Origin of the sequence: Bradyrhizobium sp. (assembly GCF_049512235.1) — a bacterium.
In the GTDB taxonomy this organism is placed as follows: Bacteria; Pseudomonadota; Alphaproteobacteria; order Rhizobiales; family Xanthobacteraceae; genus Bradyrhizobium.
Map to the genome: position 1 here is coordinate 1 of NZ_JBEKXH010000141.1, position 14,117 is coordinate 14,117.

The 14,117-nt window shown below is 62.6% G+C and carries 13 protein-coding genes; 5 read left to right on the plus strand and 8 right to left on the minus strand.

Annotation, left to right across the window (positions count from 1 at the left end; genetic code table 11):
* Positions 1-553, minus strand: a 553-nt coding sequence (locus tag ABSG20_RS15040; RefSeq protein WP_423865294.1) for an amidohydrolase family protein, incomplete at its 3' end; no start/stop codon positions are given.
* A 176-nt stretch (positions 554-729) separates the two neighbouring features.
* On the opposite strand from ABSG20_RS15040, the gene ABSG20_RS15045 reads away from it, so the two are divergent.
* Together ABSG20_RS15045 and ABSG20_RS15050 are read left to right on the plus strand one after the other, a co-directional pair.
* The gene (locus ABSG20_RS15045) at positions 730-1,557 is read left to right on the plus strand and encodes an FAD binding domain-containing protein (RefSeq protein WP_423865295.1); all 828 of its coding nucleotides are present in this window, start codon (positions 730-732) and stop codon (positions 1,555-1,557) included.
* Entirely contained in the window at positions 1,554-4,277 is a 2,724-nt protein-coding gene (locus ABSG20_RS15050) for a molybdopterin-dependent oxidoreductase (protein WP_423865296.1), read from the plus strand. Before ABSG20_RS15045 ends, ABSG20_RS15050 begins: the two co-directional genes overlap by 4 nt.
* Positions 4,278-4,807: 530 nt before the next feature.
* Here the strand turns inward: ABSG20_RS15050 and pucL are convergent.
* Positions 4,808-5,650: a factor-independent urate hydroxylase gene (gene pucL / locus ABSG20_RS15055; protein ID WP_423865297.1), complete on the minus strand. Its 843-nt coding sequence runs from the start codon at positions 5,648-5,650 to the stop codon at positions 4,808-4,810.
* Between the two features lie 172 nt (positions 5,651-5,822).
* On the opposite strand from pucL, the gene ABSG20_RS15060 reads away from it, so the two are divergent.
* The gene (locus tag ABSG20_RS15060) at positions 5,823-7,220 is read left to right on the plus strand and encodes a nucleobase:cation symporter-2 family protein (protein WP_423865298.1); all 1,398 of its coding nucleotides are present in this window, start codon (positions 5,823-5,825) and stop codon (positions 7,218-7,220) included.
* A 10-nt stretch (positions 7,221-7,230) separates the two neighbouring features.
* Here ABSG20_RS15060 and uraD read toward each other — a convergent pair whose 3' ends face one another.
* The 4 genes from uraD to ABSG20_RS15080 all read right to left on the minus strand — a co-directional run bounded on the left by uraD (position 7,231) and on the right by ABSG20_RS15080 (position 9,945).
* Positions 7,231-8,118: a 2-oxo-4-hydroxy-4-carboxy-5-ureidoimidazoline decarboxylase gene (uraD, locus tag ABSG20_RS15065; protein ID WP_423865299.1), complete on the minus strand. Its 888-nt coding sequence runs from the start codon at positions 8,116-8,118 to the stop codon at positions 7,231-7,233.
* A 10-nt stretch (positions 8,119-8,128) separates the two neighbouring features.
* Positions 8,129-9,064 (minus strand): allantoinase PuuE, encoded by a 936-nt coding sequence (gene puuE / locus ABSG20_RS15070; protein ID WP_423865300.1) that lies wholly within the window; start codon positions 9,062-9,064, stop codon positions 8,129-8,131.
* Complete coding sequence (locus ABSG20_RS15075) at positions 9,065-9,478, minus strand: DUF3830 family protein (protein ID WP_423865301.1); 414 nt, start codon at positions 9,476-9,478, stop codon at positions 9,065-9,067. It lies immediately after the preceding gene.
* Between the two features lie 182 nt (positions 9,479-9,660).
* Positions 9,661-9,945 (minus strand): hypothetical protein, encoded by a 285-nt coding sequence (locus tag ABSG20_RS15080; RefSeq protein WP_423865302.1) that lies wholly within the window; start codon positions 9,943-9,945, stop codon positions 9,661-9,663.
* Between the two features lie 275 nt (positions 9,946-10,220).
* On the opposite strand from ABSG20_RS15080, the gene ABSG20_RS15085 reads away from it, so the two are divergent.
* Positions 10,221-10,442 carry a hypothetical protein gene (locus ABSG20_RS15085; protein ID WP_423865303.1) on the plus strand — a complete coding sequence of 74 codons (222 nt, stop codon included), beginning with the start codon at positions 10,221-10,223 and terminating at the stop codon, positions 10,440-10,442.
* A 137-nt stretch (positions 10,443-10,579) separates the two neighbouring features.
* Here ABSG20_RS15085 and ABSG20_RS15090 read toward each other — a convergent pair whose 3' ends face one another.
* Positions 10,580-10,894, minus strand: coding sequence for a c-type cytochrome (locus tag ABSG20_RS15090; protein ID WP_423865304.1), 315 nt, complete (start codon positions 10,892-10,894; stop codon positions 10,580-10,582).
* Between the two features lie 151 nt (positions 10,895-11,045).
* The gene (locus ABSG20_RS15095; protein WP_423865305.1) at positions 11,046-12,641 is read right to left on the minus strand and encodes a flavin monoamine oxidase family protein; all 1,596 of its coding nucleotides are present in this window, start codon (positions 12,639-12,641) and stop codon (positions 11,046-11,048) included.
* 334 nt (positions 12,642-12,975) lie between these two features.
* On the opposite strand from ABSG20_RS15095, the gene ABSG20_RS15100 reads away from it, so the two are divergent.
* A partial coding sequence (locus ABSG20_RS15100; protein ID WP_423865306.1) for a urate hydroxylase PuuD occupies positions 12,976-14,117 on the plus strand: 1,142 nt, incomplete at its 3' end.

The following is a 14,117-nucleotide window of genomic DNA, read 5'->3' on the forward strand; positions in this document are numbered from 1 at the left end:
CCACCCGTTCGCTGTCGGCGAGGATGGTGTCTTCGTCCTGGACGACGCTGTCGGGCGGCAATCCGCCGTCGCGCTGCGAACGGTTCATCGAGCCACGGGTCAGCAAGACCCGCAACCCCAGCCGCTGCGCGACCGCGACTTCGATATCGACGGCCTCCTCCAGCCCGGCCGGGAAAACATAATGATGATCTGTCGTGGTGGTGCAGCCAGACAGCAGCAGTTCAGACATCGCCACGGTAACGCCGAGATTGAGCGCTTCCGGCGTCAGCCGCGCCCATACCGGATAAAGCGCCTGCAGCCAGGGAAACAGCTCGCGATCCAGCGCCGCCGGCAGCGCCCGGGTCAGGGTCTGGTAGAAATGATGGTGGGTATTGATCAGCCCCGGGAGAACGACGTGGTCGCCGGCTTCAAAAAACCCCGCCGGCGTGGCCGGCTGGCCGCCTTTCGGCACCAGTTCGACGATCCTGCCGTTCTGCACGACGATGCCGCGTTCCGCGCCTTCGGCGAGGATGCCCTGGGGATCCTTGATCCAGATCGCGCGCTTTGCATCCATGCTGCTGCCCTCTCCCCTAAAATCGCAATTGCAAAACCACGGCCTCGCCTTCCTGCAATTGCCGGCTTGGCCAGCCCTGCAATTCAAAGACCAGTCTATCCCGCCGAGGAAGTTGGCGCCGGTCTTGCAGGACTCCGCAGCGGCAGAACCATCTCGTTGAAAGCTTTAGCCTATCCATGGATTTGAACACCATTAGCGCGGTTGCTCGCCCACAGTCGCGGGCGCAGATGCCTGTTTGGGCGGCAGGTGATGCTTGGCTCGCGGGCGGCACTTGGCTGTTCTCGGAGCCCCAGGTCCATCTGACGCGGCTGATCGATCTCGCCGATTTGAAATGGCCGGCGCTCACGATCGAGGACAGCGGGCTCACAATCGCGGCGACCTGCACCGTTGCCCAGCTTGATGCCCTGGCCTGTCCGCCGGACTGGCCCGCAGCGCCGCTGATCAATCAGTGTTGCCGGGCATTTCTGGCATCCTTCAAGATATGGAAAACCGCAACCGTCGGCGGCAACCTCTGCATGTCCTTGCCGGCGGGGCCGATGATCTCGCTGACATCGGCGCTCGACGGCGTCTGCACGATCTGGAAGGCCGACGGCGGTGAGCAGCGCGTCAGCGTCGCCGACTTCGTCACCGGCAATCAACGCAACCTGCTCGCCGCCGGCGATCTGTTGCGCCAGATCGATATTCCGCTCGCGGCGCTGAAGCGTCGCACCGCCTTCCGCCAGATTTCGCTGACCCCGGTCGGCCGTTCGGCAGCCTTGCTGATCGGCAGCGTCAGCAGCGAGGGCGCCTTGGCGCTGACGGTGACGGCTTCGACGGTGCGGCCGGTAAAACTCGCTTTTCCCTCAGTTCCCGGCGCAGGCGAACTGCGGGATGCAATCCTGCACCACATTCCCGACCAGGTTTATCATGACGACGTGCATGGCAAGCCGGCGTGGCGAAAGCACATGACGCTGCGCCTTGCCGAGGAAATTCGCAGCGAATTGCAGGGCCAGGCGCGGCCATGAGCTATCAGATCAACGGCCGGCAGTTTTCGCACGCGCCGCGCGCCGGACAGTGCCTGCGCACTTTCTTGCGCGAGCTCGGCCATTTCGGCGTCAAGAAAGGCTGCGACGCCGGCGATTGTGGCGCCTGCACCGTGCTGGTCGATGGCGAGCCGGTGCACTCTTGCCTGATCCCCGCCTTCCGCGCCGATGGCCATGCCGTCACCACCATCGAAGGTCTCGCCCCGGATGGCGGCACCCATCCGATGCAGCAGGCCTTTCTCGATGCGCAGGCTTTCCAGTGCGGGTTCTGCACCGCGGGCATGATCCTGACCTGCGCCTCGCTGAACCAGGCGCAGCGGCAGGATCTCGGCGCTTCGCTGAAAGGCAATTTATGCCGCTGCACCGGCTATCGCGCGATCGAAGACGCACTCGATGGCAGGACCAATATCGAAGACGCGGCCGCGGGGACCGCGTTCGGCCGCAGCCTGCCGGCGCCGGCCGGCCCACAGGTGGTACGCGGCGCGGCGTGCTACACGTTCGATATGGCGATCGCGGGCCTGCTGCATGTCAAGATGCTGCGCTCGCCGCATGCCCACGCCAAAATCATTTCGATCGACAAGTCAGCAACGCTGCGCGTTCCCGGTGTTCATGCGGTGCTGACCTTTGAAGACGCGCCGGATCGCCTGTTCTCCACCGCGCGGCACGAAAAGGCCTGGATGGACCCCGACGACACCCGCGTTCTCGACCAGGTCGTCCGCTTCATCGGACAGAAGGTTGCCGCCGTGGTCGCGGAGAGCGAGGCCGCCGCCGAGGATGGCTGCCGCCGCCTCAAGGTCGACTACGAGATCCTGCCCGCCGTGATCGATCCGGCGCAGGCGATCGCGGCGGGCGCGCCGGTGCTGCACGGCGACAAGACGCCCGCGCAGCGGGTCGCCGACGCGCGACACAATATCGTGGCGGAAACCCATGGCGAATATGGCGATGTTGCCCGCGCGCTGGCTCAGGCCGCGGTCACCTATGAGGGAACATTCACCACCCAGCGGGTCCAGCACGCCGCGCTGGAAACCCATGGCGGGCTTGCCTGGCTCGATAGCGACGGCATCCTGAACGTTCGCTCCAGCACCCAGACGCCGTTCCTGACGCGGCGGGCACTGGCGGATATTTTCAACCTCGCGCCCGACAAGGTCCGGGTCTATTGCGAACGTGTCGGCGGCGGCTTCGGCGGCAAGCAGGAAATGTTCGTCGAGGATATTTTGGCGCTCGCCGCGCTGAAGACCGGGCGCCCCGTCAAGCTTGAACTCACCCGCGAGGAACAATTCATCGCCACCTCGACGCGGCATCCGATGCGCGTCGCGGTCAAGGCCGGGGCCGACAGTGAAGGCAAACTGACGGCATTGCAGCTCGACGTGCTTTCAAATACCGGTGCCTATGGCAATCATGCCGGTCCGGTGCTGCTTCACGCCGTCGGCGAGTGCATCGCCGTGTATAACTGCCCCAACAAGAAGGTCGATGCCGTCGTCGCCTACACCAACACCGTGCCGGCGGGCGCGTTCCGGGGCTATGGCCTGCCGCAGACACTGTTCGCCGTGGAGGCTGCGATCGACGAACTCGCAAAAGGCCTCGGCATCAACGCGTACGAATTCCGCCGCCGCAATGTGATAAAACCCGGCGATCCCATGCTGTCGCCGCCCGGCTCCGAGCATACCGATGTGATCTACGGCTCTTACGGGCTCGATCAGTGCCTCGATCTGGTCGAGCGCGCGATGCGAGAGGAAGCCCCTAAAACCGGGCTCTCGGCCGACTGGCTGACCGGCGAGGGCATCGCGCTGACCATGATCGATACCGTGCCGCCGGACGGGCACATCGCCGATGCCTCGATCTCGCTGCGCGAGGATGGCGGCTTCGAGCTGACGGTCGGCACAGCCGAGTTCGGCAACGGCACCTCGACGGTGCATCGCCAGATCGCCGCATCGGCGCTGGCCACCACGGTCGATCAAATCCGCCTCAGGCAATCCGACACCGCCCATGGCGGCCACGACACCGGCGCCTATGGCAGCACCGGCACCTTTGTCGCTGGCCTCGCGACCCAGCATGCGGCCGAAAATATGTCCGGCGAACTGAAGGCTTTTGCTGGCCGGGCGGCTGGAATGGATGCCGCATCCTGCACGCTTGAAAATGATGCCGTGATCTGCGGCAAGCAGCGTCTGTCGTTTGCTCGGATCGCGGAGATTGCGCGCAGCGAGGCAAAAACGCTGCGCGCCAGCGGCACGTCGGAAGGCACGCCGCGGTCGGTCGCGTTCAACGTGCAGGGCTTTCGCGTTGCCGTAAACAAAGGCACCGGCGAAATAAAAATCCTCAAAAGCGTGCAGGCGGCGGATGCCGGCCGGGTCGCCAATCCCATGCAGTGCCGCGGGCAGGTCGAGGGCGGCGTCGCGCAGTCGCTCGGCGCCACGCTGTACGAGGAGATGGTGATCGACGACAGGGGCCGCGTCGTAAATGCCAAATTCCGCGATTATCACCTGCCGTCATTCGCCGATATTCCGCGCACCGAGGTGCTGTTCGCCGACACCGTCGATACGATCGGGCCGATGGGCGCCAAGTCGATGAGCGAAAGCCCCTACAACCCGGTCGCCGCCGCGCTCGGCAATGCGCTCGCCGACGCCACCGGCATCCGCTTCACGGCGGTGCCGTTCAAGCCGGATCGATTATTTCCTTTGCTACAGGAGAAGTTTGGGTCGTAGTTCGCCAATACTGTCGCGCCAAGTTGTGTCTTCAGAGATGCCTGATCTGAATTGCTGTGCCGGCTGAACTGCCGCGATAACCGGGAATTATGTCGCGCCGGTCATTCACATTCGGGGCGCCGCCGCCGAGGGGTCGAACGCCACAATCCATCCACAGCAACGAGGGGCTCCGGCCAAGACACGCCCGTCACTCCAGAGTTAATCTCATGCAGGAGAAAAATTTCGGGTTCGAGTCGTCAGGGAAAACAGCATGAGAGACGCGTTACTTCTTAATCCGTTCAACTCAAATTCAGAGCCGGCACAAATGGTCGACCGGCGAGCGACACGGTCAACACCAGTCTGCTGTAACTGCCACTCCGACGATATCGTCTCTCACGCGGTGGCCCAGTGGAGCAATGAATCCCAGGAATGGCAACTGGCCAGCACTTTCGGCCAGCCAGCCCAGTGCAATCGCTGCAACGGCCCCTGCGGCATTGTGTGGCTGCCGCTCTACTGAGCTCATTGCCCCATTCAGCCCGGTGACTAGCAGCTCACCCCCGCCCCACCGTGCATTCGATCTGGCCGTGCGGTTCGTCGGTCGGCAGAAAGAGCTCGTTTTTGTTATCCAGCCCGAAGGCCGAGAGGTTCACCAGGAGGTAGTGGATGTTCGGGCAGGCCATGCTGATCTCGGAAATTTCCGGCACCGCCGCCAGCACGGCCTCGCCCATGCGATACAGGCTGTTCTGCACGCTCGGACTGTAGGTGGTGGCGAACACCTCAAGCAGCGTCGCGAGGATCTTTGCGTTGGCGGCCGGATAGCTTGCCGGCTTGCCCGACCATTTCCACGACGCCACCATGCTGGTGGCGCACATCCGGTCGTTGGTAGGCGGAATCGTGGTGTAGGGATCCTTGTAGTAATTCTCCCAGCCCGACTGGGTCGACTTCATGAAGGTAAAACCGTCCATGCCCGATGTCAGCGTCGAACCGCCGCCCCGCGTTGCGCTGACTTCGACGGTCGGTTTGCCGTTGCTGTCGAGAACGAAACCATGGGGATGCGGCTTGCCGCCGAAACTCAGGCGGCTCCACTTTGTCTCGTGCGCGCTCACCGCAACCGAAGTCACCTGCGGGTAGCTGTCGAGATATTTCTTCGCCAATACCTGGCAGAATTCCTCCGGGCAGAGCCCGATGTTCTCGCGGGCAACCACGTTGACCACGTTCTTGATGGTGTCCGTGGAAACCGATGTCGAGTTGTCGGCCTCGGTATAGGCACGGGCGAAGTCGCCCTCGATCATGGCCTTGACGTTGAGCTGGCTGACCTCGTGCCGATCGCCGTCGCGATGGATCCGCATGACGCGGACACGGCCCTTTCCATAGGTGTTCTTGATCAGCGGCACGGGCCACACCTCCAGTTGAACCGGCGAATTTGCGGGTTTTCGCCTCAGAGGAGCAACGTTCGTGCCAGCTGTCGAGAACGCAGTCCGATAGGAAAACGGCCGTTGGCACGGGCCTTGTATTGGCTCAATCCAGTCGATACGCAAAACGGCGCCTGGGCCAGGAGGCCTATCCATGAGCACCCCCATCCATCCGGTCGATGAAATCCTGCCGACGCCGCGCCTATTGGTGCTCGGCCTGCAGCATGTTCTGGTGATGTATGCCGGCGCGGTCGCGGTTCCCCTGATTATCGGGCGCGTGCTCAAATTATCGCCGGAAGACGTGGCTTTCCTGATCAGCGCCGATCTGTTCGCCTGCGGGCTTGCCACGCTGGTCCAGTGCATCGGCTTTCCCGGCGTCGGCATCCGGCTGCCGGTGATGATGGGCGTCACCTTCGCCTCGCTCGGGCCGATGTTGTCGATGGCCACCTCACCCGATATCGGGCTGCTCGGCATCTATGGATCGGTCATCGCTGCTGGCATATTTGGCATTGTTGCCGCGCCTTTCATCAGCCGGCTGCTGCCGCTATTTCCTCCCGTCGTCACCGGCAGCATCATCCTGGTGATCGGAATTTCGCTGATGCGCGTCGGCATCAACTGGGCGGGCGGCGGCTTGCCGACGGTAACCAGGGTTGTCGATGGCGTACAGGGCGCCTTCCCCAATCCGGCTTACGGTCAGCTGCAGGGCCTCGGCATCGCGCTGTTCGTGCTGCTGGTCATCCTTGGTCTGATCCGATGGGGCACCGGTTTTATCGCCAACGTCTCGGTGCTGCTCGGCATCATTGCCGGCGCGATCCTGGCCAGCGCGCTCGGCGTGATGCATTTCGAAAAGGTCGCGGCAGCGTCCTGGGGGGCGCTGGTGATCCCGTTCCGCTTCGGGGTTCCGGAATTTCACCTGGTGCCGATCGTCACCATGGGCATCGTGATGGTCGTGGTGATGATTGAATCGCTCGGCATGTTCCTGGCATTGGGCGAGATCACTGGCAAGACCATCGACCGTGATGCGCTGACCCGCGGTCTGCGCGCCGACGGCGTGGGCACCGTGATCGGCGGGGTGTTCAATACCTTTCCCTATACCTCGTTCTCACAGAATGTCGGCCTTGTCAGTGTGACCGGCGTGCGCTCGCGCTGGGTCACGGTCACCGGTGGCTGCATCATGATGCTGCTCGGCCTGCTGCCGAAAATGTCCGCGCTGGTTGAAGCCGTGCCCCAGGTGGTGCTCGGCGGCGCCGGCCTCGTCATGTTCGGCATGGTGGCGGCGACCGGCGCGCGCATTCTCACCGCGGTCAATTTCAAGACCAACGGCTTCAACCTGTTCATTGTCGCGGTCTCGGTCGGCTTCGGCATGATCCCGCTCGCCGCTCCTACACTGTTGCACAACCTGCCCCATGATCTGCAGCCGCTGCTGGAATCCGGCATCCTGCTCTGCGCGGTCGTCGCGGTGTTGCTGAACGCGTTCTTCAATGGCCTCGGCAGCAAGGAAAGCGCGCAAGCCGACGCGGCGGCGGTCGCGGCCTCGGCGCAGCACGTGTGATGTAGGTCGCTCAACTGCCCCGATAGGTCGCATAACTCCAGGGCGTCACCAAAAGCGGCACGTGCAAATGGCCTTCGGGCTCGCTCACCGAAAACCGCAGCGGAATTTGATCAAGGAACGGCGGATCGGATGTCGGCACCTGGCGCTCGGCAAAGTATTTGCCGACGCTGAAGGTCAGCTCGTAGCGCCCGATCGGCACCGGACGGCCGCCGATCAGGGGCTGATCGGTGCGGCCATCCGCGTTGGTGGTCGCCCGCGTCACCAGCCGGGGGACGCCGAGTTCGGATAGCTCGATCAGTTCGAGCGCAATCCCCGCCGCCGGCCGGCCGCTGTGGGTATCGAGCACATGGGTCGAGAGCCGCCCATGCACCTGCAGCCGGTCGTCGCCGGCGACGAGATGATCGACCCGCAACGCCGCGATCCGGCAGATCTCCTCGATCGACTTCTGCATTTCGGTTTTGGCATCGTTGGGCAGACGCCGTTCGAAATCGCGCAGCACGGAGTCTTTGGTATGCCGGCGGACGCTGACGATGTAGGGAAAGCCGAACTTGGCGCGATAGGCGTTGTTGACGCGCTCGAAGGCCTCGTATTCGGCGTCCGAGAGCCGGTCGAGACCGAGGCTGTTCTGCTCCGCATCGGATTCGGCGGTGAGCCCGGCGGCACGCTGCGTCTTGTTGGCGAGATCGGGATGGGCCTTGATCAGCGCCAGGCGCAGTTCAAAGGGCGCGCGGTCGACCTCGGCCTTCATCGCATCGAACAATTGCCTGACGCCGGCGAACGGCCGCGCCGCGGCGGCCTGCTCGGCGATCCAGGGTGAATATTCGAAAATATTGGCGAGCGCGGCGACAAAGTCGTCCTTGCCGCAGGCGTTCAATTCGGAGAGCGTTTTTTGCGACATGACAGTCCGCCTACCCGACGCTGGGCGCATTGACGGCAAGATGCGCGAGATGGGCGTGCCAATGCTGCGCGATCTGCAGCCGCGTCGGCACCCACACGCGCTCATGATTCGTGATGTAGTCGAGAAAGCGCATCAGCGACGCCGCGCGCCCGGGACGGCCGACCACGCGGCAGTGCAGGCCCACCGACATCATCTTCGGCGCGGTCTCGCCCTCGGCATACAGCACGTCAAAACTGTCCTTGAGGTAGCTGAAGAACTGATCGCCGCCGCCGAAGCCCTGCGCGTTGACGAAACGCATGTCGTTGGCATCGAGGCTGTAGGGAATGATCAGATGCGGCCCCGCCGGGCTCTTGACCCAGTACGGCAGATCGTCGGCATAGGAGTCGCAGGAATACAGGAAGCCGCCGGCCTCCATCACCAGCCTCACCGTGTTGATCGAGGTCCGCCCGGTATACCAGCCGAGCGGGCGTTGTCCGGTGACCTCGGTATGGACGCGGATCGCGTCCGCGATCTCCACCCGCTCCTCCGCCTCCGACATGTCCTTGTGCTCGACCCATTTCAGGCTGTGGCTGGCGATGTCCCAACCCGCTTCTTTCATGGCGGCGACCACCTGCGGATTTCTTTTCAACGCGGTTGCGACGCCAAATACCGTCACCGGCAGCCTGCGCTCGGTGAACATCCGCCACAACCGCCAGAAGCCGGCGCGCGAGCCATATTCGAACATCGATTCGATATTGGCGTGGCGTTGCCCCGGCCAGGGCTGCGCGCCCAATACGTCCGATAGAAACGCCTCCGAGGCGCGGTCGCCATGCAGGATGTTATTTTCGCCGCCTTCCTCGAAATTCACCACGAACTGCACGGCGACCCGCGCCTGACCGGGCCAGCGCGGATCGGGCGGGTTGCGGCCATAGCCCTGGAGATCCCTCGGGTATCCGGCTTCCGCCATTCATACTTCCTCGAAGCGGACTCTCTGCGCGCCCTTCCACAGCACGGTCTTGCCCAGCGCCGGCAAATTCTGAAGCCCCGACGTCAGCGTGATGAAGTGATTGCCGGCGAGCTGGCCCACCTTGCTGGCGAAATGCACCCCGCCATAGGCCAGCAGAATTTCGGTTTCGCTGATGCCGCCGGGATAAAGAATGATCTGGCCCGGCGCAGGATAGCTGGTGTGGTTCTCGTAAGAGACGCCGAAATCGAGATCGCCGAGCGGCATCCAGACCCCCTCCCCGCTCCAGCGCACATGGATCGCCTGGCTCTCGAACGGCATCGCCCGGCGGAAGGCCGCGCAGGTCTTCGGCGCCAGCTGTTCTTCAAACCGGGCCTGAAACGTGAAGTCGCCGGCGTGGACAATGAGTTGGCTCATGCATGAAACCCGTGATTGGCTGCGAGGGACCGCCTTGACCAACAGATTGCAGCCGCACCGATCGGAAGCAAGGACCATTCCAGCCGATCCGGAAATTTTCGGGTCTTTTGCCAAGCCGAGACCCGGTCGAGGCTGGCCATTCCAGGCGGGTGGCCGGTGCCCTTGATCCGAAATGCCCGGGCCTATTCGTCCGGCCGCTTTCTTTCATACGACAGACCGAAAATTCCGGTCCGGCGCACTTCGGGCTCGGGCTCCGGAGCCGGCGCTTCCTTGACTTCGGCCTGCGGCGGCGGTGGCGGCGCCGGCATGTTCTCGCACTTCATCGAATAGACCAGCTTGCCGTCTTCCGTGCGGCCAATTGGCGCGCAGTTGTCGACCCGCGCGGTCACGCCCTTGGGCAGCAATTTGGTTTGCGCAAGGGCCGGCGATGATGCGGTCAGGAGAATGGCAAACACAAGCTTCTTCATGGGCTTCGCTCTCCGGGAACAGGCTGCCGGACCCATTGAACCGGATCGGCCAAAAAAAGTCTATAAAGCTGTTTGGCCGCAAACAGAAGGACGCCCAGGGCTCACCTGCCGAATATTTAGCCTCAAAACACTTCTGACCAATAAATTTGCTCGCCGACTCGTGATCGACGGTAGTGTATAAGCCTGCATCTCCCAACATTATCTGCAGCAGGCGCTGACATGGCGGAACGCATTTTGCCCCGCTGGCGATGCGCTTTAACAAGGGAGTATTAGCAATGCGAAAGATCATTCTGAACGTATTTGTTTCAACGTTGATTGCAGTGTCGACCGTCCAGATTGCCGCGGCCGCGACGCATCACAGGGCCCCGAAAGCGGACCGTGCGGCGGTGAACGAGCAGTCTCGTAATGCCAACGCCTATATCTGGACGGCTCCGTCGGTACAACCTGACTGGTCGCACTACGAAGGCGGCGCGCTCTCGGCACCCGCCGGCCGTTGAACCAAAAGTCGGACGTCATCTTTAGTCAGAAGCCGGCCGCCACCTGCGACCGGCTTCTGTCATTTGCGAGCCGCCGCCGGACAGCATTTTAACAAGTCGATAGAGACACCGCATGTTAGCGGCGAATGTGGGAATTTCTACCGACGGACAAGCTTGACGTCCTCGGCCGAAACCGCATCCTGGTAGCTGTTGTCGAAATGGGTCCGCAGGTAGTTCACAACGGCGGCAACCTGATCGTCACTAATCATGGCCCCGAATGCCGGCATACCGCGCTGTCCGTTGACGACGACCGCGACCGGGTAGCCACCGGCCTGAAGATTTCGATCGGCCACGAGCGACGGATAGGCCCCAGCCCCAGCCGCACCTCTACCGTCAGACATGTGGCAGCCCTGACAGACATTTGCGAACAATTCCTCGCCGCTGGTCTCGGAAAACCCGAAGCCTGCGCTCAAGGCTGGTTCATGGCGGGTGCTTTGTGCGAAGCCCTTGAAGCAAAATAGCAGGAGCACCACGGCAATCGTCCAGGCGAGCGCGTTGCGAAGGTTCGAGTTTAAAGGCATGGCCTGAATAGTACCTGTAAGACAGAACCTGAGTGACATTGCTTCAGGTTTTGACGACGCGCTGGTGCAGCCGGGTGATGGCATCGAGGGCGGATAGAATGGCTCCCTCCTGCCATGCCGGAATGTAGGAGGCATGTTCCCCCGCCAGCACGATCCTGCCGTCGATCTGGCAGAGATCATTATAATGATCCGCTCTCGCCGCGTCAGTCCAGCTGCCGGCGCAGCCCAAGGTAAAGGGCATCCGATGCCAGGCGATGGCGATGCCATTCTCGAATTCGGCGCGGTATTGCGGATGAAGGATGGCACCGAATTCGACGGCCTTGGCGACCCGCTCGGCCGGCGGCATCGACGTGAATTCGTAGGCGTTCGCCCCTTCGAAAAGATAGGCGCCGAGCAGCACACCCCGGCCCGAGGCGTTGTAGCCGGTGTTCGGATAGGCGATCTGCCGGATCGGCAGGTCGGTATAACTGATGCCGCCGTAGATCGCCTCGTCCTCTTCCCAGAAGCGGCGCCGGAACTGCAAGCCGATCTTGACCGAGGCCGCGTAGGGCACGGCATCGATGGCCGCTTTCATCCGGGCGCCGACGTCGAGTGGCAGCTGGCTCAGAATGGACAATGGGATGGTGCAGACGCACCAATCGGCTTTGGCCTCGTGCGGTGTCGCCGGATCCCCGGGATCGGCATAGGTGACCGTGACGCCATGATCATCCTGCTGGATCCGGGTCACCTTGGCATTGTAACGAATGACGTTGCCGACTTCGCGGGCGAATGCCTTGCCGATCATGTCCATGCCGCCGACCGGCTGAAACATCGTGGTCTGGAACGTATGCAGCGCGAAATTCTGCAGGTAGCGCCAAAGCCGCGATTTCAGGATGTCGGCGAGACCGATCGGCTCGCCCGGCACCGGCGCGGCATCGAGGCCGCCGCCGGGAGCCTTGGCATAGCCGCGGAAATCAGCCGAGATGAGATTTGCCTTGTAGGCGTAGTCGTGGTCGAGCGCGCCCCATGACCTCAATGCCTGCAGCAGGATCTCGCGATCCTGCTTCGACACGGCCTCGTCGAGCTTGCCCTGCTGGGTTACCTTGGCCAGCAATTCCGCGATCTGGCCCTGGAAATCGCTCTTGATGTCGCGAATGCGCTGCGGCACGCCCGCGAACGCCATGGTCGAATGCAGAAGCGCGTTGTGATTGAGCTGGATGAACGGCTCGAGCGTGACACCGAGCCGTTTGCAGTAATCCAGCACCGCGCGATGGTGATAGGGAATCCGCCACGGGCCGGGGTTGATATAGAGGCCCTGCTCGAATTCACAGCTCTGCCTGGCGCCGCCGAGTTCGGTGAACGAATCCCCACCCCGCAAGGTCCAGTTGCGGCCTCCGGGGCGGCTGTTGAACTCCAGAATCTGGACGCTGTATCCGGCCTTGCGCAACTCCAGCGCCGCCGTCATGCCGGCAAGCCCGGCACCCAGGATCAGCACGGAAGTGCCCTTCGGATCGCCGTCAAGCTTGATCGGACCCTTGTATCCGGAGTCGGATGCGAACCCCAGAGAAGTCATGGCGTGGTACATCGCCGCGCTGCCGCAGACCACTCCGATCAGGGACAAAAGATCGCGCCGACTAACGGCGGCAGGCTCGCTTTGCATGTTACCTTGCTGCCCAATTCGCATCCGGCATCTGATTTGGTCTGCGGCGAGAGCGGAGACGGAATTATAATTGAAGTCAAGCGCACAGACTTCCGTCGCGGGTCAAACCTTCATGAGATCGCGGGCTCTCAGATGCAAAGCCTCCGCGGCGAACGATCGATATTGCGCGGGCAACTCTTCGGCCGTGTTGGCACGGCCGGCTTCGACGCCGAGACCACCGGCGATCTGGTTGCATCAAAACGTGACAGCTGACAGATTGCGTTGGATCGACGGGAGGTTCTAAAGTCCCGTGCAATGGGGTTTTTTGCCGGCATTTTGGAAGCAAGGGGCTGTCATGTGGGTGTCCATACTGACGGAATGGGCTAGTCTTATCCTGCGTTGGCTGCACGTGGTGGCTGCCGTCGCATGGATCGGCAGTTCGTTCTATTTCATTCACCTCGACCTTAGTTTGCAGCCCGGCCGCGATCTGCCCGAAGGCGTCTATGGCGAGGCGTGGCAGGTCCACGGCGGCGGCTTCTACCGGATCATGAAATACCTGGTCGCGCCGGCGAAAATGCCGGACGAACTTACCTGGTTCAAATGGGAGGCCTATACGACCTGGCTGTCCGGTTTTGCGCTGATGGTCGTCGTCTACTATCTCGATGCCGAGCTCTTTCTGGTCGACAAATCCAATTTCGATTTGACGCCGCTGCAGGCCGGCCTGTTCAGCCTGTGCAGCCTCGCGCTGGCCTGGCTTTTGTACGAAGGCGCCTGCCGGACCGGCCTCGCCCGCCACGAACTGCCTTTTGCGATCGGCGGTTACCTGTTCCTGGTCGCACTCACCTTTGCCTTCACCCACGTTCTCTCCGGCCGCGGCGCCTTCAACCAGATCGGCGCCATCGTCGGCACCATCATGGTCGCCAATGTCTTCACCGTGATCATTCCCAATCAGAAGAAGATCGTCGCCGCGCTGTTGTCCGGCAAATCTCCCGATCCCAAACTTGGTCAAACCAGCAAAGAGCGATCGGTCCACAATAATTATCTGACCTTGCCGGTGATCGCGCTGATGATCAGCAACCATTATCCGCTTCTGTTTGCCACCCGCTTCAACTGGCTGATCGTCGCGATCCTGCTGGCGCTGGGTCCGATCATCCGGCATTTCTTCAATGAAGGCCACGCCGGACGGAAATCGCCGTGGTGGGTTTGGGGTGTCGCCGGCGCCAGCATGGTGGCGATCGGGCTTTTGTCCGCCGCCGGCCCGCGGGATATCAAGGCGGGATCGCTGGCCGAGCCTTCGACTTTTGCCGATGTCGAAGGCATCGTGACGTCGCGATGCAGCATGTGTCACGCCGCCGAGCCGCTCTGGGCCGGGATTGTCACCGCACCCAAAGGCATTCTGCTGGATGACCCCGAGCATATCCGCCGCAACGCCCGGCTGATCGGGCGCAACGCGGCCTGGTCGAGCGCGATGCCGCCCGGCAACGTCACCGAGATCAC